Annotated in this window: 21 protein-coding genes; 4 read left to right on the top strand and 17 right to left on the bottom strand. The window is 64.7% G+C overall.

Annotated features, from left to right (window positions below):
- The first annotated feature begins 22 nt into the window (after window positions 1-22).
- Window positions 23-1120 carry a 3-dehydroquinate synthase gene (aroB, locus tag ACPDIT_RS01135; protein ID WP_423440800.1) on the top strand — a complete coding sequence of 366 codons (1098 nt, stop codon included), beginning with the start codon at window positions 23-25 and terminating at the stop codon, window positions 1118-1120.
- A gap of 1 nt (window position 1121) precedes the next feature.
- Window positions 1122-1715, top strand: coding sequence for a hypothetical protein (locus ACPDIT_RS01130; protein WP_423440798.1), 594 nt, complete (start codon window positions 1122-1124; stop codon window positions 1713-1715).
- 37 nt (window positions 1716-1752) lie between these two features.
- On the opposite strand, the gene ACPDIT_RS01125 is transcribed toward ACPDIT_RS01130, so the two are convergent.
- The 13 genes from ACPDIT_RS01125 to ACPDIT_RS01065 form a co-directional block, all read right to left on the bottom strand.
- Window positions 1753-3225 carry an NADH-quinone oxidoreductase subunit N gene (locus tag ACPDIT_RS01125; protein WP_423440796.1) on the bottom strand — a complete coding sequence of 491 codons (1473 nt, stop codon included), beginning with the start codon at window positions 3223-3225 and terminating at the stop codon, window positions 1753-1755.
- Window positions 3222-4844, bottom strand: coding sequence for a complex I subunit 4 family protein (locus ACPDIT_RS01120; protein ID WP_423440794.1), 1623 nt, complete (start codon window positions 4842-4844; stop codon window positions 3222-3224). The genes ACPDIT_RS01125 and ACPDIT_RS01120 overlap by 4 nt, the downstream gene beginning before the upstream one ends.
- 7 nt (window positions 4845-4851) lie before the next feature.
- A complete protein-coding gene (locus ACPDIT_RS01115) occupies window positions 4852-6633 on the bottom strand; it encodes a Na(+)/H(+) antiporter subunit D (protein ID WP_423440792.1) in 1782 nt (593 codons plus the stop codon).
- On the bottom strand, window positions 6626-6886 hold the full coding sequence (locus ACPDIT_RS01110) for a hypothetical protein (protein WP_423440790.1): 261 nt from the start codon (window positions 6884-6886) through the stop codon (window positions 6626-6628). The genes ACPDIT_RS01115 and ACPDIT_RS01110 overlap by 8 nt, the downstream gene beginning before the upstream one ends.
- A complete protein-coding gene (locus ACPDIT_RS01105; RefSeq protein WP_423440789.1) occupies window positions 6883-8358 on the bottom strand; it encodes a monovalent cation/H+ antiporter subunit D family protein in 1476 nt (491 codons plus the stop codon). The genes ACPDIT_RS01110 and ACPDIT_RS01105 overlap by 4 nt, the downstream gene beginning before the upstream one ends.
- Window positions 8359-8362: 4 nt before the next feature.
- A complete protein-coding gene (gene nuoK / locus ACPDIT_RS01100) occupies window positions 8363-8683 on the bottom strand; it encodes an NADH-quinone oxidoreductase subunit NuoK (RefSeq protein ID WP_423440787.1) in 321 nt (106 codons plus the stop codon).
- A complete protein-coding gene (locus ACPDIT_RS01095) occupies window positions 8680-9213 on the bottom strand; it encodes an NADH-quinone oxidoreductase subunit J (protein ID WP_423440785.1) in 534 nt (177 codons plus the stop codon). Before ACPDIT_RS01095 ends, nuoK begins: the two co-directional genes overlap by 4 nt.
- Window positions 9210-9659: a NuoI/complex I 23 kDa subunit family protein gene (locus tag ACPDIT_RS01090; protein ID WP_423440783.1), complete on the bottom strand. Its 450-nt coding sequence runs from the start codon at window positions 9657-9659 to the stop codon at window positions 9210-9212. The genes ACPDIT_RS01095 and ACPDIT_RS01090 overlap by 4 nt, the downstream gene beginning before the upstream one ends.
- A 2-nt stretch (window positions 9660-9661) precedes the next feature.
- On the bottom strand, window positions 9662-10651 hold the full coding sequence (gene nuoH, locus ACPDIT_RS01085; protein WP_423440781.1) for an NADH-quinone oxidoreductase subunit NuoH: 990 nt from the start codon (window positions 10649-10651) through the stop codon (window positions 9662-9664).
- 127 nt (window positions 10652-10778) lie between these two features.
- Window positions 10779-11906, bottom strand: coding sequence for an NADH-quinone oxidoreductase subunit D (locus tag ACPDIT_RS01080; RefSeq protein ID WP_423440779.1), 1128 nt, complete (start codon window positions 11904-11906; stop codon window positions 10779-10781).
- A gap of 4 nt (window positions 11907-11910) precedes the next feature.
- Window positions 11911-12444, bottom strand: coding sequence for an NADH-quinone oxidoreductase subunit C (locus ACPDIT_RS01075; RefSeq protein ID WP_423440777.1), 534 nt, complete (start codon window positions 12442-12444; stop codon window positions 11911-11913).
- A complete protein-coding gene (locus tag ACPDIT_RS01070; RefSeq protein WP_423440775.1) occupies window positions 12441-12971 on the bottom strand; it encodes an NADH-quinone oxidoreductase subunit B in 531 nt (176 codons plus the stop codon). The genes ACPDIT_RS01075 and ACPDIT_RS01070 overlap by 4 nt, the downstream gene beginning before the upstream one ends.
- Window positions 12944-13339, bottom strand: coding sequence for an NADH-quinone oxidoreductase subunit A (locus ACPDIT_RS01065; protein WP_423440773.1), 396 nt, complete (start codon window positions 13337-13339; stop codon window positions 12944-12946). The genes ACPDIT_RS01070 and ACPDIT_RS01065 overlap by 28 nt, the downstream gene beginning before the upstream one ends.
- Before the next feature lie 611 nt (window positions 13340-13950).
- On the opposite strand from ACPDIT_RS01065, the gene ACPDIT_RS01060 reads away from it, so the two are divergent.
- Window positions 13951-15522 carry a hypothetical protein gene (locus tag ACPDIT_RS01060; RefSeq protein ID WP_423440771.1) on the top strand — a complete coding sequence of 524 codons (1572 nt, stop codon included), beginning with the start codon at window positions 13951-13953 and terminating at the stop codon, window positions 15520-15522.
- Window positions 15523-15557: 35 nt separating this feature from the next.
- On the opposite strand, the gene ACPDIT_RS01055 is transcribed toward ACPDIT_RS01060, so the two are convergent.
- From ACPDIT_RS01055 to ACPDIT_RS01045, 3 genes are all read right to left on the bottom strand, one after another.
- Window positions 15558-17102, bottom strand: a complete 1545-nt coding sequence (locus ACPDIT_RS01055) for a beta-galactosidase (RefSeq protein ID WP_423440769.1) — start codon at window positions 17100-17102, stop codon at window positions 15558-15560.
- A gap of 613 nt (window positions 17103-17715) precedes the next feature.
- A complete protein-coding gene (locus ACPDIT_RS01050) occupies window positions 17716-20910 on the bottom strand; it encodes a sugar-binding domain-containing protein (RefSeq protein WP_423440767.1) in 3195 nt (1064 codons plus the stop codon).
- 231 nt (window positions 20911-21141) lie between these two features.
- Window positions 21142-22029, bottom strand: a complete 888-nt coding sequence (locus ACPDIT_RS01045) for a hypothetical protein (RefSeq protein WP_423440766.1) — start codon at window positions 22027-22029, stop codon at window positions 21142-21144.
- A gap of 647 nt (window positions 22030-22676) precedes the next feature.
- Here ACPDIT_RS01045 and ACPDIT_RS01040 point away from each other — a divergent pair.
- Window positions 22677-23006: an HU family DNA-binding protein gene (locus tag ACPDIT_RS01040; RefSeq protein WP_423442556.1), complete on the top strand. Its 330-nt coding sequence runs from the start codon at window positions 22677-22679 to the stop codon at window positions 23004-23006.
- Window positions 23007-23915: 909 nt separating this feature from the next.
- On the opposite strand, the gene ACPDIT_RS01035 is transcribed toward ACPDIT_RS01040, so the two are convergent.
- Window positions 23916-24809 carry a PEP-CTERM sorting domain-containing protein gene (locus ACPDIT_RS01035; protein ID WP_423440764.1) on the bottom strand — a complete coding sequence of 298 codons (894 nt, stop codon included), beginning with the start codon at window positions 24807-24809 and terminating at the stop codon, window positions 23916-23918.
- Between the last annotated feature and the right edge of the window lie 114 nt (window positions 24810-24923).

Below are 24923 nucleotides of genomic sequence, written 5' to 3'. Positions count from 1 at the left end.
TGGGCCTTCCTATGCTGAGCGGGTGCGTAATGTCCGTGTTTCCCTGGGCGCGCGCAGCTACACCATCCGCGTGGGCACCGGCTTGCTGCGGGAGCTGGGCCGGGAGTGCCAACGGCTGGCCATGGGCCGTCGTTGCGCAGTCATCACGGATTCCAACGTGGCTGCCCTTCATTTGCCGGCCGCCCTGGACTCGTTGCGAGAAGCCGGATTCGAACCGCTGGCCGTGACCGTACCCGCCGGCGAACCGGCCAAGCGATTGTCCGTGGTGGGAAGCTGTTATGATCAGCTGGCCGCTGCGCGACTGGAACGCCACTCTTTCATCGTGGCCCTGGGGGGCGGGGTTGTGGGCGACCTGGCCGGTTTTGTGGCGGCAACGTATCTGCGCGGCATTCCATTCGTCCAGGTGCCCACCAGCCTGCTGGCGCAGGTGGACAGTTCCGTGGGCGGCAAGGTCGGAATCAACCTTCGGGCCGGCAAGAACCTGGTCGGAGCCTTCTACCAGCCCCGGCTGGTGTTGGCGGATCTGGACACGCTGCGGACCCTGCCGGAGCGCGAATACCGTTCCGGGCTGGCCGAGGTCATCAAATACGGCCTCATTGCGGATGCGCGGTTGTTTGCACGTTTGGAGCGCGACCTGCCGCGGGTGCTGGCGCGTGACCCCGAAATCTTGGAGAGCGTCGTGGCGCGGTGCTGCCAGATCAAGGCCGAGGTGGTGGCGGAAGATGAAACCGAGTCGGGCCGACGCGCCATCCTGAACTTTGGCCACACGGTGGGCCATGCGTTGGAAGCCATCACCGGCTACGGCCGGCTTCTCCACGGCGAGGCCATTGCCATTGGCCAGGTCGCCGAGGCCCGCCTGTCCGCTCACCTGCTCGGGCTGCCGTCCCCGTGTGTGGACCGAATTGAGCGGCTCTTCGGCGCGGCCGGCCTGCCGACGCGTACCCGCTGGACACCGTCGCGCTGGCAACGCCTGCTGGCGGCGATGCGCCTGGACAAAAAGGTTCGGGACGGCCGGATTCGGTTTGTCCTGATTCCGGCCATCGGCCGGGCCACTTGGGGCCACGCAGTGGAAGAGGCAACGCTCCAGCAGGTCATCGGGCCCGCGACCTCCGCATCGTGATATGGCCAGCGTGACCGAAACCATCGTACGGGAGTATTTCGAGCACCTGGGATTCTTGGTGCGACAGGAGCGCAAGTATGTTTCGCCCGCGCGCCGGGACGAGGAGGACGGGGATTTCCTGGTCGTTCATCCGCAGCCCCGGCCCGCCCCGGAGAGTCGGCCATTTGTCCTGGATTCCGCTTCTCTGCAGAGCGTGGCCCGGGCCGTCGTCGGCGTCAAAGGCTGGCACACCGAGGTGATCAGTCCGGCCCGTCTGGAAACCGCCCCGGAGATCCTCCGGTTTGTCGAAGCGCCGGCCTGGCGGCGCGCGTTACGTGCCCTGGGGGCCGAACCGCCGCCTTTGAAAATCCTGGTGCTGTCGGGCCTGCCCCGCGCAGAGCGCGCCCGACAACAGACCATCGAGCTGCTGCGCAGCAAGGGCGTGGACGGAGTCCTCCCCTTTCGCACGATTCTCGCCGACCTTGTCGCAGCTGCCGAACCCAACCGGAATTATCTCAAGTCCGATCTCCTGCAGACCCTCCGGATTCTGAAGCGCTACGGCTTCTTGGCGCCGCCGCAGTTGGAATTGTTCGGCCGTCGCAGCGCCCCGGGTTGACGCGCGCCCCGGTCGCCCGCTTGGCTCGTGCCTCCGGTCAGGGATTCGGTGCGCCCGGCGCCGAGGGACCGACCAGAGAGGGGACAGCCGGACGCGCCCCGAGCGTCGCCACCACACCGTCCGACAGGCTCTGGAAGACTCGTCCCGGCGCCACGCCCAGCCCCACCGTCACCACGATCAGCCCCAGGCACAGCCCTTTGGTCGCCGGACTCAACGGCAACGGCACGAGGGCTTCCGCGTCGCGGAAACAGGCTTCCCGCACCAGGACCAGATAATAGTAGGCGGCGATGGCACTGTTGATCACCAGTGCGATCGCCAGCCAAACATGCCCCTGCGCCCAAATCGCCTTCAAAATCGCCAGTTTGCCCATGAACCCGACGAAGGGCGGCACGCCGGCCAGGGCAAACACGCCCGCCAACAGGGTGACCATGAGAAGCGGGGCTCTCCGGTGCAGGCCGGCCAGCTCGTGCACGGCCAGGTTGGCGCCATCCGTGGAGACACGGCACACAACCACGAAGCAGGCCAGCACCATGAACACATAGCCGGTCAAATAATAGAGCGCCGCCGCATAGCCCGCTTCGTTCCAGGCCACCAGCGCCGCCACGGCATATCCCGCCTGCGCGATCCCCGAAAACCCCAGCAGCCGCTTCACGTCCGTCTGCCACAGAGCGATCAAGTTTCCATAAAGCATCGACGCCACCGCCAGCACTGTCAGCAACACAACCAGCGCGTGCGAGTCGGGCGAAGTGAGCGCGGTCAACCGCACCAGGACGGCCGCGGCACCCAGTTTCGGCAGGGTGGCCACCAGGGCTGCCACCTCGTGCGCCGCTCCCTGATACACGTCCGGCGTCCAAAAATGGAAGGGAAACACCGCCAGCTTGTAGAACAACCCGCCCCAGGTCAGGACCAGGGCCACCCAGACCAACGGCTCATCCAGCCACGGCTCCAATCGGCCGGGCATTTCCAACAGGGAGGTCGTGCCCGTGAACCCGAACAGGTAACTCATCCCGAACAACAGGATCCCCGTGGCCGTGATTCCAAAGACCATGTACTTCATCGCGGCTTCCATCTGGGCGCGCCGGCCCTCGGCCTCTCGTCGCATGGCCACCAGCGCGTACAGCGGAAAGGAAGAAAGCTCCAACGCCACCACCAGGGCCACCAGATCCACACAGCTCACCAGCGTAACCAGGCCGGCGACACAAACGGTCGCAAAGAGGTAGAACTCTGCACGCACATCCGGACGCACATCGGGCAGTGCGTCGCTCAGGAGAACCCAGGCCCCATACCCCGCGCCCAGCACCAGCTTCAAGAGCTGGGAGAACAGGTCCACCCGGTACGCCCCGTCGAACAGCAGGCCCTCGCGACCCAGCGTGGCCGCGGCGGCCACGACCACACCCAACGCGGTCAAACCCGCCACCCGCCGCGCCCATCGGGCCCGGTCGTCCCCCAAACACAGGACAAACAAGGCCAGCAGCCCTGCGGACAATGCGAGTTCAGGCAGAAAGTTCATAACCCGGGGATCTTCTCATGTGCCAGGCCGGTCCCGCGCCCGGTGGACTGGGGGCGGAAGGCCGTCTGTGCGGGGACCGGGCCGCGGCTTGCCACCGATGGACCGTCCCCGACACGCGTGACCTCCGCGCGCCGGAGCAGATGTTCGACGCTGGCCTCGGTCATGCGCAGCACCGGCTGCGGGTGAAGTCCGATCCACACTACCGCCGCCAGCAGGGGCAGCAGCATTGCGATCTCGCGCAAACCGAGGTCCGGAATGCCGCGATGATCCGGATTTTGCGGGCTCCCGTAAGCCACGCGCTGCAGCATGCGCAGGTTGTACGCGGCCGCCAGCACCACCGCGGGGATGAACCCGACCAGCAGTCCCAGCATCCATCCGGCCGGCTCGGATCCAACCCATCGAACGGCACCCGTCAACACCAACCATTCTCCGATGAAACTGTTGGTGCCCGGAAAGGCCATGGAGGACAGGGCAAAGATGCCGAGGAACGCCGCGAAGACCGGCATCTGGCGACCCAGCCCGGCCGCCCGATCCAGTTCGCGCGTATGCAACCGCTCATAGATCAGCCCGACCGCCATGAACAACGCTCCCGTGGTCACGCCGTGATTGATCATCACCAACATCGAGCCCTGAATGCCCTCCGGGTTCAGGGCAAAGATTCCAAAGGTGGCAAATCCCATGTGCGCCACGCTCGAATAGGCCACCAGGCGTTTCAGGTCACTCTGGGCCAGCGCGGCCAGCGCCCCGTACACCATGGCCACCACCGACAACCCCAGCACCCACGGGCCCCATTGCCGGGTCGCCTCCGGCATCAGCGGCAGACAAAACCGCAGGAACCCATAAGTGCCCATCTTCAGCAGAATGCTGGCCAGAACCACACTGCCCGCCGTGGGTGCCTCGACATGCGCCGCCGGCAACCAGGTATGCAGCGGAAACATCGGGACCTTCACGGCAAAGGACAAGGCAAAGGCCAGGAACACCCAGGACTGAAACGCGGAATCGAACCGGTGCAGCATCAGATCGGGCACCGAGAAGGTCCCGGTGCGAACATACAGGGCCACGATGCCGACCAGCAGGAACACCGAACCCGCCATGGTGTACAGGAAGAATTTCAGCGCCGCATAAACCCGGCGCGGCCCGCCCCAGATCCCGATCAACAGCGCCATCGGGATCAGCATCGCCTCCCAAAACACGAAAAACAGCACCAGATCGAGAGCGGTAAACACCCCGACCATGGCGCTTTCCATCACCAGCAGACACACAAAGAACTCCTTGACCCGGCTCGTGATGTATCGCCACGAACACAACACACACAACGGCATCAACAAGGTGGTCAGCAGCACCAGACAAACACTGATGCCGTCCACCCCCACGAAATACTCGGCGCCAAGCCACGGAATCCATCGCGCCCTCTCGACCCACTGAAACGCCGCCGTGGCGCGGTCGAACCCCCACCAGAGTTTCAGCGAAAACACGGCCAGCGCCAGCGTGGCGGCCAGCGCACCCGCACGGATCCACGACTCCCGGCGCAGCACCGCCAGAAGCAGGGCGGCCGCGAGCGGACCGAAGATCAACACCCGCAGCACGGGAACGGTTTCCTGGGAGAACTGGAGTTCCATGGATCCCTCAACGCCACAACCACCACACCAACAACACCCCTGCCGTCAGCACGGCCAGGCCCACCGTCAGACTCTCCTGCACGGGACCCCGCTGGAGCGTCCGCAGCCGGCTCCCCACCCAGCCGATGCGCACCGCCAGCCCGTCCACCAGCCCGTCGATCACCACCTGATCGAAGGCCCGCACCCAGCCCGCCACCACCTTCAAACCGGCCAGCCCGCACCGCCGGTAACATTCCGAGAGCCGGTCATCCCAGGTGCGCACCGGATGTCGGGCCCACCGAAGGAACACACGCCCGCCCATCCGGTAAAACCAGTCCATGTCCAAACTGATCGTCGCCTCGGGTTCCAGTTTCCGGAGCAACAGAAAGAACCCCACGGCGGTGAACAGGAGGAGCTGGAGCGTCTCGGAAACATGATAGGCGGTGTACGGTTCATAGTGCACCGGGTGGGGCAGCATCGAATAGAGATAGGGCGTGTAGGTGCCGATGAAGATGCACAGGAACGAAGCCACGGCCATCGCCAGGTTCATGTTCCAGGGTGCCTCCCGGGCGCGTTCCCAGGTCTCGGGTCGGCACCGGTTCTTTCCGAACCAGATGAAATAGGGCACCTTCAGTCCCGTATGGAGAAACGTGCCCACGGACGCCAGCATGAGAAGAAAAGCCGCCAGCGCCCGGTGATCCTCGAACGCTGCGGCCACCACCATCGACTTGCTGACAAACCCGCTGAACAACGGGAAGGCCGAAATCGAAAGACCCCCCACCAGCGTGAACACGAATGCCCAGGGCATCTTTTCCCACAGCCCGCCCAGCTCCGTGAACTTGCTCTGGCCCGTCATGTGGAGCACGGCCCCGCACCCCATGAAGAGAAGCCCCTTGTACAGGATGTGGGCGAACGCATGGGCACAGGCTCCGTTGATGGCCAGTTCCGTGCCGATGCCCACGCCGGCCACCATGTATCCCACCTGGCTGATGATGTGATAGGCCAGCAACCGACGACAGTCGTTCTCCAGGACGGCATAGACCACGCCGTACAGCGCCATGATCACTCCCAGGGGCACCAGCACCTCCAGCCCGGCAAACCCCCGACACAACGCGTACACGGCGGTCTTGGTGGTCAGGGCACTGAGGAACACCGACCCGTTGAACGTGCCCTCGGCATAGGCATCCGGAAGCCAGGCATGCAGCGGCGGTACGGCCGCATTCAACAGGAAACCGACCAGAATCAACCACTGGGCCGGGCCGGGCGAGGCCACGTCGAACCCCTCGAAGGCCAGACTTCCGGTGCGGCCGAAGTGCCAGATGATCCCCGCCAGCAAACTCACCCCGCCGGCCAGGTGCACCAGAAGATAGCGATAACCCGCCTCCAGGGAATGCCGGGTGCGCCGGTACCAGATCAAAAACACGGAGGCCAGGGCCATCAATTCCCAAAACAGGAACAGCGTAAGCAGGTCACCGGCCAGGATCGCCCCCAGCGACCCGGCCGCATAGGTCCACGCGGCCACGTGTTGCCCGCGTTCGCGCACGTGCAACCCGTACAGGGTCGCCACGCCGGTCATCAGCGCCATGATGTAGGCAAAAAGCCGACTCAGCGCGTCCACGCGCCCGAAGACCAGCGTGAACCCCAGGGCGTCCACCTGCCCGAACTCCCCCGGCGTCAGCGTCAATACCCGGGCGAAGGTGAGAAGCGGGACCGCCATCAGCCACGCGGGTATCCAACGCCGCGGAAACACCGACAACAGCGCCGCGCCTCCCAACAGGATCCACGAGGGATGCAGCCAGAAGTCATTCATCGTAGTAGTCCTCCCGCTGCATGATGCCGGCGTGCCCCAGCCACTTGGAAACCACGATCAGAAGGACGCACCCGAGAAAGCCGAACACCGCCCAGAACCCCGGCCACCGTTCCACCGCGGTGTGAGCGTGCTCCTTGTTCACCACGCCCGGGATCGCGTCCACAATCACCAACAGCGCCAACAACAGACAACTGCCCTGCACCACGCGGCGCAGGTGACGGCGCAACCAGGCAAGGAAAAGAACCAGGTTCATGGCAACACACGCTGGGTCAGATTCAGGATCCAATCCGGATAGAACCCCAGAGCCACGGAGATCAGCGCGGTGAGCACCAGCGGGATCACCATGGCGGGCGACGCCTCCCCATGCGGATGCGGCTCCTGCGCGGCCGGTGGCTCTCCGAAAAACGCCTGATACACCACCGGGGCGAAATACGCGGCATTCAGCAGCGTGCTGGTCAACAACACGGCCATGATCCCGAGCGATCCCGCCTCCCAGGCACCCAACAGCAGGGACCACTTCGAAACGAAGCCCCCCACGGGAGGCGCCCCGATCATGCTCAGAGCCGCCAGCGCAAACGCGCCGAACGTCCAGGGCATGACCCGTCCCAGGCCGCGCATCTCGGAGATGTTCTTGCGGTGGCTGGCCACGTAAATGGCCCCGGCACAGAAGAACAGCGTGATCTTTCCGAACGCATGCGCGGCAATGTGAAACAGGCCGCCCTCGATCCCGGACGGGGTGAGCAGCGCAACGCCCAGAATGATGTAGGATAGCTGGCTGACGGTGCTGTAGGCCAGCCGGAGCTTGAGATTGTCCTGGGTCAGGGCGATCACGGAGGCCAGCAGGATGGTCGCCGACACGAACCAGGCCGTGGGCAGGGCCAGGCCCAAATCGGCGATTCGCTCCAGACCGAACACATGCAGCATCACCCGCACCGTCGAAAAGACGCCCACCTTGACCACCGCCACCGCATGCAGCAGGGCACTGACCGGGGTGGGGGCCACCATCGCTCCCGGCAGCCAGTGGTGCAACGGCATCACCCCGTTCTTCGCGAACCCGAGCAGGAAGGCAAGGTACAAGCCGGTCTGGAGCACGCGGGAAACGTCCGCGGGCAGGATGCCGGGGCCGGCCGTGGTGGCAAAGTCGAGCGTGCCACAGAGGACATACACAACCACCAGAGCCGGCAACAGCAACGCCTTGGCCGTGCCCGTCAAATACACGAGATACTTCCGGCCCCCTTCGTACCCCTCGTCGTCCTGATGATGCGCCACCAGGGGATACGTGGTGATGCTGACCACCTCGTAAAAGAGGTAGAGGGTCAGCAGATTGTCGGCAAACGCGCATCCAATGGCCCCGAACAGGGCCAGGGCAAAACAAACATTGAACCGCGTCTGACAATGCTCCTGCAGGCCGCGCATGTAACCGGCCGAATAAAACACGGTCACCATCCAGAGAAAGGAGGCGCTCAACGCAAAGATCATCGAGAGCGCGTCGGCCCGCAGCGCCAGGCTGAGGCCGGGCAACAACGGCAGCAGGGTCAGGCGCAGGATACGGCCCTGCAGCACCGCCGGCAGGAGGGAGGCCACCAGACCGAACAACGCCGCCGCCGCCAGGAAGGAGCAGGCCTCCCGAAGATTCGGGCGCCGTCCGGTCGCCATCACCAGGCCGGCGCCGACCAGGGGCGCCAGTAGCGCCCAGAACAGTCGCGGCTCTTGGATGACCTCCATGGCTTCAGCCCTGCAGTTCGGAAAGTTCCCTGGCGCCGATGGATCGGTAGTTGCGGTAGACCCCGATGATGATGCTCAGGGCCAGGGAGACCTCCGCCGCCGCCAGACCCATGATGAACAGGACGAACACCTGTCCCACGGTGGGATCCGCGACATAGAACCGGTTGACCGCCACGAAATTCAGCGCCGCCGCCGAAAAGATGAGTTCCCCGGCGATCAACATGCCGATCAGGGTGCGGCGCCGGATCAGTCCGAACAAACCACACGCCAGCAAAAACACCGCCGTGAGCAGATATGGATCGGGCTGTCGATAGTCGAGCGTCATGGTCGGGTCCTCCCGTATCGGGCCACCAGCAAGGCGCCCAGAATGGCCACCACCAACACGACCGAGATCAGTTCGAAAGCGAAGCCGTAGGTCGTCAAAAGCGCCACGCCGAGGTCGTGCAGCGTACCGTCCCGAAGGCGGTGGGGGGGCGACGGCCATGGATGATGCCGCACCAACCAGCTCAGGCCGGCAAACAGCAGGACCCCGAGAGTGCCGGCGATGGCTCCCCAGGCGCGGGCCGCCCGGCGACTTTCAGCCGGCGGCAATTCATCCGGCTCGGCCAGCATCACGGCAAAGACAATGGTGACGCACACGGCCCCGATGTAGATGAGAATCTCCATCAGGGTCAGAAAGGGACTTTCCAGGAAGTAATACAGCCCGGCCAGCCCCAGGCAACAGAGCGCCAGGCCGCACACGCTGCGAATGATCCGTCGCGTGGCCACCGCCAGGATCGCCCCCGCCACGGTGGTCAGAAGGGCCAGGCCGAACATGGCCTGCACGATCCGTTCCGCTCCCGGCATCCCGCTCATTGCTCGCTCCCCTCCATGACCTGCTGGTAAAGGTCAATTTGATAAAAGGCCGTCTTGGTGGTGCTGGCCAGATTGTATTGTTTGGAGAAGGTGATGGCGTCCACCGGGCAGACCTCCACGCACGAACCGCACAGACTGCACCGCGTGAAGTCCAGTTTGAACTCGGTGACCGACTTGCGCTTTTCCCCCTCCCGTTTGATCCCTTCCACCACAATGCAATCGCTGGGACAGGCCTTTTCGCAGGACTTGCAGGCGATGCAAAGGGCACGACCCGTCTGCGGGTCGCGGACCAGGACAATGTGCCCGCGATACCGCGGAGAAATCGGCAGCGTCCGGTAAGGGTAGGGGACGTTCACCGTGGGCCGGAAAAACTGGCGCAGGGTGATGCCCATGCCCACCAGCAGGCTCTTGAATCCCGTCCACAGTTCTCGGATGGCGCGCCCCATGGTCAGAAGAGTTTCAGCATCACCGCCGTGAGCATCAGCGTGCCCAGGGAGATGGGAATGAGGGTTTTCCACGACAGATTCAACAACCGGTAGAACTGCGTGCGGGGAAACGTCCAGCGCACCCAGATCACCGTGAATACGAGCAGATACAGTTTCAGCAAAAACCAAAACAGACCCGAACCGAGGCCGATGGGACTGTCCCAACCGCCGAAAAACAGGACGGTGGCCACGGCACAGCCCACGACGATGTTGGCATACTCGGCCATGAAGAAGACGCCGAACCCCATGCCGGCGTACTCGGTGAAGGCCCCCGCCACCAGTTCGCTCTCCGCCTCCGCCATGTCGAACGGCGCCCGGTTGGTCTCGGCCAGCAGACAGATGAAGAAGATGACAAAAGTGACGGGCATCAGCGGATTGCTCAGCAGGCGCAGGATGTTCCATCGCCAGAAGCCGCCCGTCTGTTGCTCGACAATCTCGCGCAAGTTGGTGGTGCCCGTGATCATCAGCAGGGTGATGACCACCAGGAGCATGGGCACCTCGTAGGCCACGTTCTGGGAGACCACCCGCGCGGCGGAGATGATGGCGTATTTGTTCCGCGAGGACCAGCCGCCGATCATCAGGGCCAGGACATTGATGGCCCCGAAGGCAAACACAAGCAACAAACCCAGGTGGAAATCGCGGGCGCCGAGACGTGCCCCGAAGGGAATGGTGGCCAGGCAGATCAACGCCGGCGCCATCACCAGCAGCGGCGCCAGGCGAAACAGCAGCCGGTCGGCCTCGGGCGGCACCAGCACCTGCTTGCTCAGCAGCTTCAAAGCGTCGGCGATGGGTTGCAACAGCCCGGCCGGACCGACCTCCGTGGGGCCCGGCCGGCGTTGGAACCGGCCGGCCGCTTTCCGTTCCACCCACACCAGGTAGGCCGCGTTCAATCCCACAAAGCCCAGGATCCCCACCAGGTAGGCCAACAGCCGCCAGGGTTCGGGCAGGGTCATGGCCACCTCCTTTCCGGAACCGTCACGGTGTCCCCCCGGGCGCTGGCAGCCGTACGGGCCAGCCCCGGCGCCTCGACGTCGGCGGGGCGCGGCATCCATCCCATATCCGGGTTGAGCGCGACGGCGTTCATCGGTCGATGTCAGGGATCACCAGATCCAAACTGCCCAGGAGCGCCAGGGCGTCCGGTAACAACATCCCGCGCACCGCCTCGCCGAACAGGCTCAGGTTGCCAAACGACGGCGTGCGCAGGCGCACACGATAGGGGATTTCGGAGCCGTCACTGACCAGCCGCACCGCAAACCGTCCCCGGGCGGCTTCCACGGCAAAGTAATAGTCGCCGGGCGGGGGTTTGATGGTTTTGGGCACCTTGGGATTACGATAGGGACCGTCCGGCAATCGTTGGAGGGCCTGCTCGATGATGCGCAAACTCTGGGCCATTTCTTCCATGCGCACCAGGTATCGGGCCATGCAGTCGCCCTCCGGATGGGTGGGGATGTCGAATTCCAGTTCCGGATACACCGAGTAGGGCTCGGTACGCCGGACATCGGCCGGGACCCCGGAACCGCGCAGGACCGGTCCGGTGGCGCCGTACTTGCGACACAACTCGACGCTGATCGGTCCGATGCCCTCCAGGCGTTTGCGCAGGATGACGTTGTCGGTGACCAGCTTGTGGTACATCTCCAGACGTTTGCGCATGTACGGGACGAACTCACGGGTGCCGTTGAGAAACGCCTCGTCCACGTCGTTGTACAGGCCCCCGAAACGATAGTAGCAGTAGGTCAGCCGGGCCCCGGTGATCCCCTCCAGCAGATCCAGAATCTTCTCGCGGTCGTCGAACGCGTAAAGCAGCGGAGTAAACCCGCCCAGGTCCAGCAAGAAGGCGCCGAACCAGACCAGGTGACTGGAAATGCGGTTCAGCTCGGAAGTGATCACCCGGATGTACTCGGCCCGCGGCGGCACTTCGATCCCGGCGGCCTTTTCCACCACCGCCACCCAGGCGTGGGTGTAGTGCATGGCCGAGAGGTAGTCGATGCGGCTGGTGTTGGGGAGGAACTGGGCGTAGGTGCGGTTTTCGCCCATTTTTTCGTGCATTCGGTGGATGTACCCACAGACGGGCTCGGCCTCCAGAATGTATTCCCCGTCCATGGTCAGCTTGACCCGCAACACCCCGTGCGTGGCCGGATGTTGCGGCCCCAGATTCAACACGAACGTTTCGCGACCCGGCTGGGTCGCGGATCCGTCCGACGTTGTCACCTTCTCAAGCAGCACCTTGAAAGTCCTTTCGCAAGGGGTGATAGGTGGCGTCTTCGGGCAGCAAAAACGGCGTCAAATTCGGATGGCCGAGGAAACGAATGCCGAAGAACTCATGAGTTTCGCGCTCGTGCCAGTTGGCGCCCGGAAACACCTGGTGAATCGACGGCAGCTCGGGTTGTTGCCGGGGCACCCGCGTGCGAATCACCAACCGCCAGCCCTGAAGCCGGTGATGGAAATCGTACACGATCTCCATCTGATCTTCCCGGATCCAGTCCACGCCGGTGACCGCGTCAATGGAAAAGCCCAGCCGGTCTGCAATCTTCGCTGCCTCCACCACTTGGTCGGGTCGGACGACCACGTCCAGGTGATACCCCTCCCGTGTAAACTCCGCTTCTCGAACACGGGGCACGAGCACGGTCGCCACCGGCGGCTCGGGCGTCTGCTCCGGACCGGCCGACGGAGTATCCGCAGGGCCGGCCGGGGCACCGGCCAGCCACTGTTCATAGGCCGCTTTGACCGTGGAGAGATCGGAATTCATTCCGGTTTCACCCTCGGCCAACGGCGTTTGCCGGTCAGCTTCTCCTCGAGCGTGAGAATCCCCTCGATGAGAGCCTCGGGGCGAGGCGGACACCCCGGCACGTACACGTCCACCGGAAAGAGCTGGTCCACCCCCTCGACCACGGCGTATTGCCCGGGATAGACGAACGGCCCTCCGGAAATGGCGCAATTGCCCAGCGCAATGACCCACTTGGGTTCCGGCATCTGGTCGTACAGCGTCTTGACCGCCTGGGCCATCTTTTTGTTGACGGTCCCGGCCACGATCATCACATCGGCCTGGCGCGGGGAGGGACGAAACACTTCCGCACCAAAACGAGCCAAATCGAAACGCGACGCCCCCGCAGCCATCATTTCGATGGCGCAACAGGCCAGCCCGAAGGTCAGCGGCCAGAGCGAATTGGCCCGCCCCAGCGCCAACAACTGTTCCAGCCGGGCAAACCGGACCAGCGGCGAGCAATCCGGCGGCGGCTCCGCAATGGTTATCGTACCTCGCTTTTCCTGCGCCATTCGAAAAACCCTTTCTTCCACGCGTACACGATCACCAGCGACAGAATCCCCACAAACAGGGCCAACTCGATCAGATCCCGCCAGGCAAACACGCGGTCATACACCACCGCCACCGGGATCAGAAACAGGACGTCCACGGCAAACGCCACGAACACCAGGGCGTACAGGTAATACACGGCGCTGTAGCGAATCCACGCATCGCCGATGGGATCCACCCCGCATTCCACCGGCTGTTCGGTTTTCCGGGCCACGGAACGGGTGTGACGGGCGGCCAGCAAATGAACCAGGACAAACGGCCCGGCGGCGAACAGCAGGCCGCCCAGGCCAAAGGCCGCCAAATAGATCAGGTCCAGTTCGAGACGGTTCATACCCACTCCAACACCCGAGCGTAATAGAGCCGGAAACGGGCCCGGTTTCTTGCCTTTGGTTGGTCAATCCTACTCATCTTTTGGCCCGGACAGGGCAGCCGCCGGATGGCTGATGTTGTCACGAGATTGGATCGGCAACGTCCGGACGACATGGAGAGACGGGCGGTGGGGCTCCACCCCGGCACCCGCCACACGCGAACCTTTGGTCGGATCGGCGGAGGTTCGGACCCGGTGCTGCCCGACGGCTCCAATGACCTGCCCTGGGAGGTCGGGCGATGTCGTTGCTTCGGGACCGGAACCCTGAGGGGCCCCGTTGATTCTCATCGGCCGAGGCACTGGCGCTCTTGGGAGCACCCCGCTTGGTCGAGTGGGACCGGAGGGGGTTGGAACTGGCGCCCGACGTTCGCACAGCCCCCGGGACACCGACAAAGGTCCGTGGCAGACCCGGGATCCCAGGGCCACCGGAACCCGGCACGCAGGTCCGGCGCCGCAAAAAGCGCACGGATCTGGAAGGATGGTCCGGCGCCGGCCGTGAAATTGTAAACGGAAGACTGGAAAGGTTTTCATCCCCCCTTTAAGCTTGGCCGAAAACTGGTCGAGTAGGGAACTTCATGACTGACCCGCGAACGGTAGTACGGTCGGCGCTGGTGTACACCATCTGCCTGCCCTTGGCGGCAGTGCTGGGATATTTTTTGGCCAGCCCGTTGGATTTCACCTCGTTCCTGGTATTGGGGGCGGTGTTCTTGGTGCTCCTGATCCCGGTCCTGCTCCAGTGGCACCAGCCATTGTTGATCCTCTCCTGGCACACGCTGGCAGTGGTGCCGTTCCTGCCGGGACGACCTCCGCTGCGGCTGGTTCTGACCGCCGTCAGCCTGGTGATCATCCTGCTGATGTATGCGTTGGACCGGCAACAGAAGCCCATCTGGGTGCGTTCGGTAAGCTGGCCCCTGGTCTACCTGAGCGGGGTGTTGCTGGTGACGATGGCCCTGACCGGAGGCGCGGGATTCGGATTCTTGGGATCGGAACTGGGCGGGGGCAGCCGTTACGTGATGCTGGCCGGCGCGATCCTGGGGTACTTCGCCATCAGCGCCAGGCCCATCCCGCCGGAGAAGGCCATTCGGTACACGGGGTACTTCTTTTTGGGGGGCCTGACGCTGGCCCTTAGCAGCGCCGTCACGGTGATCCCCGAGTGGCTCCGCTACATCTACTACTTCTTCCCGGTGGAACGCTCGGTGTTGTACGCGCCGACGCCCCACGGGATGCAGGTGGGCCGCTTGTACGGCGTGGCCACCGCTTCGTTGTGCGGTCTCTGGTATATGACGGCGCGGTACGGGTTGCGGGGAATTTTCGATGTGCGGAAACCCTGGCGACTGGCCCTCGTGATTCTCTTCAGTCTGGGCGTGGCCTTTGGCGGGTACCGCAGCTTCGTGGTGCTGGCGGCGCTGATCCTGGCATTCCAATTCTACCTCGAAGGGTACTTGAAGGTGCGGTACCTCCCCCTTTGGGTCGCCCTGTTCGGACTGTTTGTCTCGCTCCTGCCCATCTCCCACAAGTTGCCCTACCAGGTGCAACGGTCGCTGGCATGGATCCCCTGGCTGGGCATCGAGCAGGTGCGCGAAGACGCGCGATTGTCCACGCAGTGGCGGTTGGATCTCTGGCGCCGGGTATCGGTCGATGTCCCGAAGTACTTCTGGCTGGGCAAAGGGTATGCGTTGAACGTGCGGGAGCTGGAGCTTGCCCAGTTCCGACGCTTCGACCCCTTGCGCGGCCGGGGTGAATTGACACCGGGCGAAGTGGCCGAGCTGGCGGGCGATTACCACAGCGGTCCGCTGTCCATCATCATTCCCCTCGGCGTATGGGGCGCAATCGGCGTGGTCTGGTTCTGGTATGCAGGATGGCGCGTGTTGGTGCAGAATTACCGATACGGACCGCCCGAGCTCAAGACGCTCAACACGTTCCTCCTCGCGCTCTACTGTGCGCGGGTGGTCCATTTTCTGGCGGTCTTCGGCGCGTTTTACGCAGAATTTTATTACTTCACGGGTCTGGTCGCCTTCAGCGTGGCAGTGAATCGCGGCGTGGCGGTGGCGCAGCCGCAACCGGAGCCGGTCCGGGTCGAGCCTGCGCCGGCCTCGACCCCGTCTCTGCCGCCCGTACCCGTGCCCCCGGTGCCGGTGCGGATGTAATGGCTTGATCGGTAGGGCGGTCGCGGCTCCAGCCGTTACCTATGAGGTTCTGCCCCGGTATGGGGCGCTCCCCGAGTCGCGTCCGTCGGCGAAGGTTGCGTCGGGCGGGACAGAGCCCCCTTGCGAATCTCGTGCCACTCTTGCAGGAACCGCCGCGCAGCCGCGGTGCTGGTGAGGCAGTCGTCCCAAGCGAGGAGGGGACCCTGCCGCTCGGGCGGTGCGGGACAGGGTTGAGGCGCCGTGCGCTCGGCCCATCGGGCAAAAACACGGCCCCACTCTTTCACCCTTCCGGTCGTTGTCCAAAGGCCACTCAACTGCGTGACGTCTCGGGCTTCCGGATGGTCATAAAGCCCCCAGTTGAGCCAGCCGCAAACCCAAGGGCTGCTGACCTCCAGTACACGCCCACACCAGCGCGCCTGGTCGGTCTCCGAGGCCGGGGGGTGATTGCCGAAACTGAGAGCTCCGCCCCCGTACCAGCCGAATTCGGCCAGCACCACCGGCTTTCCGGGCGCGGCCACTTCGCGGACGACCGCTTCCAGATAGGCCAGGTTGAGGATCTCGTCCTGCGGGTCGTACCGATAAAAGCCGGCGGCCAGCGGATAGAAATGGATCTCGAGGAAATCCAACCAGGGCGCCACGCGTTCGGGACGAAACCCGGAATAGTGCCAGGGCCCGGCCAGCGCCAACGGCACCGACCACTGTATCAACCCCACGGTGACAAGGGCCCGGGGATCGGCCTTCCGAATCGCAGCCGCCTGCCGGCGCGTCCATTCGACGGCGAGGTCTTCCCGAAAGCGTTGGAAATCCAGGAGCCGAGGGCAGCGCGGGCATTCTTCTCGAGGGGGCACACCGATGCGGCCAAAGGCCACTTCACCGGCGGGCAACCCCCAGGCTTCTGCCAGGCGTTCGACGGTTCCATATCGCCCTTCGAGCCAGCGATTCCAACGCGTCCGAAGCGCCGGCGTGTCCCACGGGATCTCGGGTTCATTCAGCAGATCATAGGCAAAAAGGACGGACCGGTCGCGATAACGCGCGGCAAATTCGCGCCAGAAAAACTCCAATGCGTTCAAAACGGTCTCCTCCCCGTAACGGTCCCTGCGCGCCCAGTCGGGCAGCCCTTCCCAGTGATCCGGACCGGTCGGATGCACGTAAATGCCGGCCTCCTCGGCGATCTCAAGGAACCGGTCGAACTTCGCGAGCCCCTCGGGATCCAGCCGATTCGGCTCGCGCAAAAACGAGCCGAACGTCAGAAAGACGCGCACACAGTTGAAGCCCTGCTCCCGAAGCCGCCGCAGGTCGCTCCGAGCGGCTTCCGGGTCGAACCGTTTCCACAACTGAGGCGCCCATCCCGTGCCCGGCCGAAAATAGTTGACGCCGATCGGACAAAACGGTCGGCCGTGCTCATCCCGGAAACAGCGAGAGTCAGAATCCACTCGAATCCGCGGCAGGGACGGCCGGCGCGGCGCTTCGGGGGAGGGATCCTCCGCAGCTTGCGCGGCCCCGGGTGCGGTGGCGAACCCGACCACCAAGATCAGCCCGACCGTGACCAGACGAGTTTTCCTCGGGGGAACACTGAACATGTCGCATTTCAGGGAACACCCCTGCGGCGTCCAAAGCAAGGCAGCAGCCAACACGAGAAGGAGCGCGCACCCATGTTGGGCTCCGGACTCGAGAACCCCCAAAGAATCACCGATGTGGCTCGACTTCTCCGTCCTGCAGACGCCCCAGACGCTGCCGAGTTTTTCAGGGCTGCTCAACAACGGAAAAACGCCGCACAGCGGACCTGCGGGGCCGAGGGTCCCTGCCTGCGCCGACGCTGCAGGCGACATTCCTCCAAAGCAGCCTCTGCCAAATGCGTCCCCGCCAAAAGCCGTCAAGGGGCGGAACCCCCGCCAGCGCGGCATATGGCTGCCCCATCGGGGCAGCAATTCGTCAGCCCAGGGCAGCGCCTTGGGGAGCAACGCCCTGGGCAGGGCACCGGATTCCCCAAGATTGATCCCGCCCTGAAGGGGCGGCAATCGGCCTGGGCATGCCCGACCCTCGCGATGGGTCGTCGTGTTTGGCCCTTTCAGGGCGCGCTGGGGATTTGCGGGCCGTGAACCCGGGGCCTTGCCTCGGCTGGCGAGGGTATGCGCCTTCGGCGCGCTGATTTGCTCCTGCGATTCGTGGACGGCGGAGGTCGCGTTCCCGTGTTCACGGCGTCCACCGAACAAGCGCAGGCAACTCCGCCAACGGAGCCGTCCCCAGGTACACCGGGCGGAAAATCCCGCCCGCTCCCTGCCAGTCCACCACCCGCACCGCGAGCAGAACGGGCCCCTCCGGAAGCACAAAGGGATCGATCCGGTGACTGCGAACCTCGCTCAGGGCATCCCGCCGTAGAACAGGGTCACCCCCGCGGCCGGCCCACTGTCCGTTCACGTACAATTCATAGGCGTCGTCCACGCCGGTAAAGGTCACGTAAAGACTTTTGCCGGCCCACTCGGGCGGGAGCTTCAGCGTGCAGTAGTACCAGGCGGCTCCGTCAAGGGAAGGGTACCCTTGCGATTCCCACCATTGCCCGATGGTCACGGTGGGGAGCTGCTCCAGGGATTCCCCAGTGGGACAAGCCCGGGCGGCATCGGCAGGAGATTCCGGCGTTTCCGGACGGAACCGCCACGGTGCCTCGTCCAGAGGCCGTTGCTCCGAGGCCAGCCCGCGCCGGAGGGCCTTCCAGATGCGGTCCGGCAGACCTTGTCGGGGCTGCGGCCCCGACAGCAGTTCCCGCGTCCAGAGATCGAGGAGCCAGCGCCCGGCCGCGTTTCCCGCACCGTCATGGCGAAGGGCACTGACCCAAAGGGCACCTTCGCCCACGCGCGTTCCGAACACGAGCCCGTGCGTCACCACCGTGTCACGGTCGTGTGTGTCCCAAAGCAACAGCACCGGATCGAATGCATCGAGGGGTTCCAACGCCGGCACGACCGGACCGGCCAGGTCGAAGTGTTGGAGTTCGATCCAGAACTGCCGGGGAATCTCCGTGGTCCACGGCGTGTGAAAAACCACGGGTGCACCTCGCAAAAACCAGTGGTCTTGCAATCGCACACTGTGCAGCCCGCCGTCGGGGAGCAGCAACACACGCCCGCCACGCTCCAGCCAGGTCGCCAGCTCCGCGTCCAACCGGCTCGCCAGAACGAGCGAGTCGCGCGGTGTTTCCGGGCCGAATTGCGGGACGCCGACCAGTTCGGACCGAACGGGATGCATGGCCATCGAACGGTGCTGCACCACGCGCGGCCGGGCCAGCGGCCGGGGCCGCGGCACCACCCAGAATGACCACGTGTTCGAGACAAGCCCGCCGCGATGCTGCAACTGCACTTGCAAATAAATCGGCGTCGGCTCGTCGCAAGCGGGGAGGGGCCAGTCCAGATCGGCCGCGACGCCCAGGGTCCCGATGTTCTGGCGCGGATGCGCCCGGGTTGCGTGCCCCAGGAGCGCGCCTCGCTCGTCTGCAAGGGTGGAGACGAGCACGGCCCTTTCCAGCGGCTCGGATCCGAAATGGCTCACGAACACCCGTGCGCGGAAGCGTTCGCCGGAGAAAAACGAGCGTCGATCCTCCGGAGTTTCCAACAAGCACACCGTGTCGCCCTGGAACGTCCAGCCGTCCGCATCCCACTTGGGCTGTCCCGTGTAATCGAGCAGTCCCATGGAAGCCTTGGGGATGTCCCGAAGCACGCTCAGGACATAACCGCTGTACGGCAGCTCTCGGCGGAACACCTCCACCTGGAACTTGCGCATCAGCCAGGCGTAGTGGAGCGAGTCGCAGGTCAGCGAATCCACCGGCTGCCCGGTGAACCGGGCCAGAGTCTCCACCCACCGGTTCATCGCTTCCCAGGCCGCAGGCGTCCACCAGCTCCGCACCCCGCGTTGAGACCGCGCCAGCGCAGGCAAATCCGGCCAGGTATCGGCCGCCATCGCCTCGCCGAGGATCAGGGGTTTGAGCCCGTGACCGCGAATGTGGTCGCGCAGACGATGCAGGGTGGCCTTCCAGGTGTGGTTGTTCCCGTAGGGATGATCGTCATAGAAGTCGTGGACGCGCTGCCAACCGATCCAGCTCGAATCGTCCACCACCAAACCGCCCGGGGCCGTCCCATGAGCCAAATCGTACAGTCGCTGCAACACCTCCAGATCCGCCCCCGGACCGGTTTCGCAGGTGAGACTGCGCAGAATCACCGAGGGATGAACGCGGTCGTACTGAAAAAACTCGAGAAACTCCCGCTCCAGCACCGACAGATGCTCACGCTTCAGCGGTGCATGCCACGTGGGATACTCCATCCACGCAAGCATCCCCATCTCGTCGGCCAGCTCGAGGTATCGCCGCGGAGGCACCCAGAGACAGAACTTCATCAGGTTGAATCCGCACCGCCGCGCAAACTCCAGTTCCTGCCTCCAGACTGCTTCACCGGCCCGGGGCGCCGTCAGCGGAGGTGAATACCCCCAGTTCAGCAGGCCGCGCAGGGCCAGCGGCCGGCCGTTGAGACGCACCTCCGGTCCCCGGGCTTCCACCGTGCGGAACGCAGTGCGGGTGCGCACCCGGTCGGGAGTGGTCGTGCCCAGTGTCACTTCCACTTCCAGGAGATTCGGGCGTTCGGGCGACCACCAGCGAACCTCCGGCACGGCCGCCTGCGCCATGAGCAATCCCGCCTGAAACGCAACCCGCTCCGGGTCGAGCTTGAACCAGTTGGATTCCCCCAGCCAGCGCGCGCGGACGATCAGGGGCGCCGCGTCGGAAACCGGGTTGCCGGCCAGGGGCAAATGCAGCCGCACCGCGCGCTCCTGGGGCAATGCCTCGGCCCACAGCCGAAGATCGTCAATGTACGTCTCCGGCACGACCCACAGCCCGACCGACTGCCACAGGCCCCCAAAGTGCGGCGCAATCACGGGCAAAAACCCCTGCGTAAAATGCCCCACCTTTTCGTCCACCCGGACGACCAGTTCGTGCGACTCACCCGGTCCGGCGGATCGGATCGCCTCGGTGACATCGAACCGAAATGGAGTCCATCCCCCCAGATGCGACCCCACGCGCTTCCCGTTCCACCATACCTCCGTTTCGGTCGCGGAGGCCTGGAAATGGAGCAGCACGCGGAATCCCCGCGGTACCTCGATCGACTCGACCTTCCGGCGATACCACCCCACGCCATCGAACCGCGGGCCTTCATGCTCCTCGAAACTCGACGGCACCGCGACGATCTTCCAGGCGTCCTGCGGCGATCCCTCGGCGCGGAACTCCCAGGCTCCATCCAGGCTGAGGAACCTGCGGGTATGCAGTTCCGCCTCCTCGGCGCCCGGGGCGGGAAGCATTGGGGAAGGTGCGGCCAGCCATGCGCACAACAGGAAAAGACGTGTCCGGTTTCGCATCGAGGTGGCAGTTGGCACCGGAACAGACATGGCAGCTCGGAGCATGCGGAACCGGCCCGGCAGTTGTCAAAGCGGCCACGCACCCGGGCGTGCGTGTGCGGTGCCACCCCGGACCCGGCCGGGGCTCGAATTGCAGCGGCAGTGATCCGTAGCGCTCGTCGAACCCGGACAGCAGGCCGGTGGGAACAAGGCAACCGCCCCTCCCATCCGAGCAGCCGCGGCCGGCCGCCTTCAGTTGCCCGGCATGGGAGGAACCGGAGGGGCACCGGGATTCGGCGCGGGTGGAACCGGAGGAGGCACCGCCCCGGGTGGAGTCAATTCGGTGGGCGGCAAAGGAGGCATCAAGCCCCGGTTCACCTGCTCTTGGGTCGCCTGACGTTGCAGCTCGATCAAAACGATTTGTTCCTCCAACGACAACTGGGATTGTGGGTTCGGGTTGGCCGGCGCCGTTCGCACCGGTCGGGAAGGGAAGCCGGGCAGATTCGCTGCAGGGGACTGAACGGGAGTGCCAGCGGACGGTGTCCCGGTCGTGATTTGAGCCGAGGGATTCCCCACGATCACCGTGGGCGTGCTCCCGGAAGCCGAAGCGACCGCGGGGCCGGGCCGCGGCAGGTTGGCCGCAGGGACCGGGGTGGTCGGCCTTGCCACCCCGGGCGCGGCCGGAGTGGCGGGCGGCGCCGGAGTTTTGGCGATGAAATCCGTCAGCTTCAGCTTCACCGGATTCCCCGAGTCACGGAACTCCACCTCGCGTGCCACCGGATCGATCCGCACAACCTCGATGGGACCGTGACGTTCGCCCTCGCCGAGGATCAGGGAACGTTCCTTCGGCGGTTGCCCGGGCGCCGGCGGTTCCGGGATCTTCAACAGGACTTCCTTCCGACCGAACAACACCGTGATGCCCTGCAGCGTAATCTTGGTGGGCGGCGCCGGGGGCGGCGGCGGGGCCAAATCCTCCGGTTTGGGGATCGGCTTGAGGTCGAACATGTTTCGCTCCGCGACCACCAGGTAGGGATTCTCCCCGGGCGTCGCCGGCGCAGCCAGGGCCTGTGCCGTGGCCAGCACGCCGATACCGGCCAGAACATTCAGCAACCGACACTGCCGTCGAAGGATCTTGTGCATCTGCAGGGACTCTACGCTCACACTGCCCAAAACACCAGCACCCGAAAGGAGTTGCGCACGCCGCGCCGCCCGGCCGGCTTCGCGGCCACCCGGTCCTCCGGGCTCGCCACCTCGGTCCCCGGCGCGTCAAAGAATCGAGACCCGACGAGCGCAGTTCCCGTTTCACGTCGCTCTCCTCCCGCGGCTGGTGCCCTCCAGGCGTTAGAGAAACTTTCCAACCGCGCAAGAACATCCAGTCGTCCCGATCCGGGCGGCGGTCCGCCCCATCGGCGCGCGCACACCCGACGTTCCCGATGGGCTCCTCGTGTTTCGCCCTTCCAGGGCGTACTGGCGATTTGTGGGCCGTAAACCCGGGGCCCTTGCCCCGGGCTGGTGAACGGGATGCGCCTTCGCCGCGCGAATTCGCCCGTGCGATTTGGGGACGGCGGACGGCGCATTTCCATCTGCGAGCCCCGGATTCACGGCTCCCGAAGGAGTGCCCTTTCCCCTCCGTTTCCCCATGCTGAGAACGCCCAAAATGCCACCAGGCTATCGGAGGGGTCCAAAACCTGAAACGCCCCGGAGGGCGTTGCCCGGGAAAAACCGCTTGACCCGGGCCCGTTCGGAGCGTAAAAGGACGATGCACCAACGCAAGCGGCCGGGCAACCATCCAATTCAATATGACGGTCACCAAACGGGATCTGGTCCTGTCCATTAGCGACGAGACCAAGCTGAGCCAGCAGGCAGTGCAGACCGTGGTCCAGTCGGTTTTGGACAAGATCGCGGCGGCCCTGATTCGCGGCGACAAAATCGAGCTGCGCGGATTTGGTGTCTTCGAGGTCAAGGTGCGGAAGGCGCGGGTGGGACGGAACCCGAACCAGCCGGAAAAGGACATCCCCATTCCTGCTCGGGCCGTGGTGCGATTCAAACCGGGTAAGGAACTGCGCGAGGCGGTCCTGAAACTCACTCCGCCTCAGGAAGGAAGTCCCTCGCAGTAGCCCGGTTTGCTCGGTCAGGGCCGGCAACCGGGCGGCGTGCTCTGTGGCCTGATTCCCTTCACTGCAATCGTGGGGCGCGGGCAGGGCGGCGGGTGCGACCTGCTGCGTGCGCTCCGCCTGTGTGGCCGCACCATGGCCGCGAGGGCGAAGGAGACCGTGGCGCGGTGATTCGTAGCCGCCGACGTGAGTTTGCGGAAATTCCCGCTCCATTGACAGAGCCCACAGATCACGCAGATGACACAGAAGGGTTTTTTCTTTGAAACCTTGCAGCCGCCGACGTCAGTCGGCGGACGCTAATCACGTAGCCACCGACGTGAGTCGGTGGATTCCCTAACCATCCGCCGCCTTCCGGCGGCGGCTACCAACCCCCAAATCCGTAGCCACCGACGTGAGTCGGCGGACTGATCGAATTTGGGTGTTTTCTTCTGCGTATTCCGCGTGCTCTGTGGGCTTCTGTTCTGTGTGCTCTGTGGGCTTTTTCTTTCCGTGTATTCTGCGTGTTCTGTGGGCTAATTCTCGTAGCCGCCGACGTCAGTCGGCGGACCGATTCAATTCAGGTGTTTTCCTCTGAGTGTTCTGCGTGCTCTGTGGGCTTTTCTTCACGTCTCGTAGCCACCGACGTGAGTCGGTGGAAAGCTACCCTCGAGTTTCGTCCGCCGCCTTCCGGCGGCGGCTACCGAACCCTAAACCCGTAGCCGCCGACGTGAGTCGGCGGACTGATCCAGTATATGGTTTCCGTTCTGCGTGCTCTGTGTGTTCTGTGGGCTCTTTTTTCTGCGTGCTCTGTGGGCCCTCGACTCCGAATCTTCCGCCCGATCCGCGGACGCCCAGGCTCTCCCTCCAAACCAAACGCCCTTCCGCGGGGAAAGCCCGCAGAAGGGCGTCGGACCGACCATGCCTCAACCAACCTCAACCCTGACGAAACCGGCGCAACCGCCACAGTGCCAACCCTCCGAGTCCGAGCAGCGCGGCCGCCGACGGCTCCGGCACGACCACCGACGCCCACGTGGTGCCGACGCGGAGCTCGTCCAACGCGTAGGTACCGCCTCCGTTGTATTGGGCCTGCCCCGTGGAACGCACTGTGAAGTGGAAGCTGTTGATCCCGACATCGTCCGCGCCCGTGGTGGTCACGACCGTGGGCGCCGGGACGGAGGATTCTGCCGCACCGAACGAACCGGCCGGCGGGTTCACCCACAAGGCCAGCTCGTCATTGTCCGCACCATCGACATAGCGATACCGCCAAACCACCAGGTACACCTGCCCGGACGTCAGCGGGTCGGCCGTCCACGCAATGTCATTGTTCGCGACCTTGGCCACGCCCAGTTTCAAATCGGTCCCGACAAACAGCCCGCCGGACGGGGTGAATCCACCGCCCCCGCCCGTGCTGTCCCGATAAGCACTCAACAGGCGCGGGTTCCCCGTGGGACCTTCATCCACCCGGAGCAGATAGGACACATACAGCGCGCCCAGATCCGACCAGTTGGCAAGGCTGTTGATGTCCGGCGCGATCACCACGCCGCGGTCCCGGTTGCTGCTGGGCACGCCCGTGGACAAAACACCCAGGCCCCCGAGAGACGGCAGGCCGGGATACGTGAGGCTGGCGCCGGAGGCAATCGTGGCGGACCCGGTCCCGGTGCTGTTGCCCGCGGTCCAGTTGACGCCACTGGTGGTTCCGCCCAACCGCTCGCCCTCTGCGTAGTTAAATCCGTCGGCGTAGGGCAGGGGCACAGCGTACGCTCCGTTGAGGCATGCCACAACTGCTGCGGCCAACGCGCCGCTCATCCATCCTTGCCGCGTCTTCATAGGCGTTCGGTTCATCGGGATTCGGGGTTTACACTCGGGCTTGTTGCAACCTTCAGCTCCCATCATACGCTCGCAAGCCCTCGTCGGTCACTTTTCAAGATTTGCACGACACCG

The sequence above is a fragment of the Limisphaera sp. VF-2 genome, from assembly GCF_049537125.1.
Classification (GTDB): Bacteria; Verrucomicrobiota; Verrucomicrobiia; order Limisphaerales; family Limisphaeraceae; genus Limisphaera.
This window is presented reverse-complemented; position numbering and strand designations above follow the sequence as displayed.

Bases quoted from the DNA above. Each gene is read 5' to 3' on its own strand.
- ACPDIT_RS01090 (WP_423440783.1), bottom strand. From the start codon at position 9,659: ATGGGGCGCGCCATCCGAGAACTGTGGACGGGATTCAAGAGCCTGCTG.
- nuoK (WP_423440787.1), bottom strand. From the start codon at position 8,683: ATGACGCTCGACTATCGACAGCCCGATCCATATCTGCTCACGGCGGTG.
- ACPDIT_RS01130 (WP_423440798.1), top strand. From the start codon at position 1,122: ATGGCCAGCGTGACCGAAACCATCGTACGGGAGTATTTCGAGCACCTG.
- nuoH (WP_423440781.1), bottom strand. From the start codon at position 10,651: ATGACCCTGCCCGAACCCTGGCGGCTGTTGGCCTACCTGGTGGGGATC.
- ACPDIT_RS01095 (WP_423440785.1), bottom strand. From the start codon at position 9,213: ATGAGCGGGATGCCGGGAGCGGAACGGATCGTGCAGGCCATGTTCGGC.
- ACPDIT_RS01120 (WP_423440794.1), bottom strand. From the start codon at position 4,844: ATGGAACTCCAGTTCTCCCAGGAAACCGTTCCCGTGCTGCGGGTGTTG.
- ACPDIT_RS01115 (WP_423440792.1), bottom strand. From the start codon at position 6,633: ATGAATGACTTCTGGCTGCATCCCTCGTGGATCCTGTTGGGAGGCGCG.
- ACPDIT_RS01050 (WP_423440767.1), bottom strand. From the start codon at position 20,910: ATGCGAAACCGGACACGTCTTTTCCTGTTGTGCGCATGGCTGGCCGCA.
- ACPDIT_RS01065 (WP_423440773.1), bottom strand. From the start codon at position 13,339: ATGAACCGTCTCGAACTGGACCTGATCTATTTGGCGGCCTTTGGCCTG.
- ACPDIT_RS01060 (WP_423440771.1), top strand. From the start codon at position 13,951: ATGACTGACCCGCGAACGGTAGTACGGTCGGCGCTGGTGTACACCATC.
- ACPDIT_RS01055 (WP_423440769.1), bottom strand. From the start codon at position 17,102: ATGTTCAGTGTTCCCCCGAGGAAAACTCGTCTGGTCACGGTCGGGCTG.
- ACPDIT_RS01105 (WP_423440789.1), bottom strand. From the start codon at position 8,358: ATGGAGGTCATCCAAGAGCCGCGACTGTTCTGGGCGCTACTGGCGCCC.
- ACPDIT_RS01125 (WP_423440796.1), bottom strand. From the start codon at position 3,225: ATGAACTTTCTGCCTGAACTCGCATTGTCCGCAGGGCTGCTGGCCTTG.
- ACPDIT_RS01110 (WP_423440790.1), bottom strand. From the start codon at position 6,886: ATGAACCTGGTTCTTTTCCTTGCCTGGTTGCGCCGTCACCTGCGCCGC.
- ACPDIT_RS01045 (WP_423440766.1), bottom strand. From the start codon at position 22,029: ATGCACAAGATCCTTCGACGGCAGTGTCGGTTGCTGAATGTTCTGGCC.
- ACPDIT_RS01035 (WP_423440764.1), bottom strand. From the start codon at position 24,809: ATGAAGACGCGGCAAGGATGGATGAGCGGCGCGTTGGCCGCAGCAGTT.
- ACPDIT_RS01070 (WP_423440775.1), bottom strand. From the start codon at position 12,971: ATGGCGCAGGAAAAGCGAGGTACGATAACCATTGCGGAGCCGCCGCCG.
- ACPDIT_RS01075 (WP_423440777.1), bottom strand. From the start codon at position 12,444: ATGAATTCCGATCTCTCCACGGTCAAAGCGGCCTATGAACAGTGGCTG.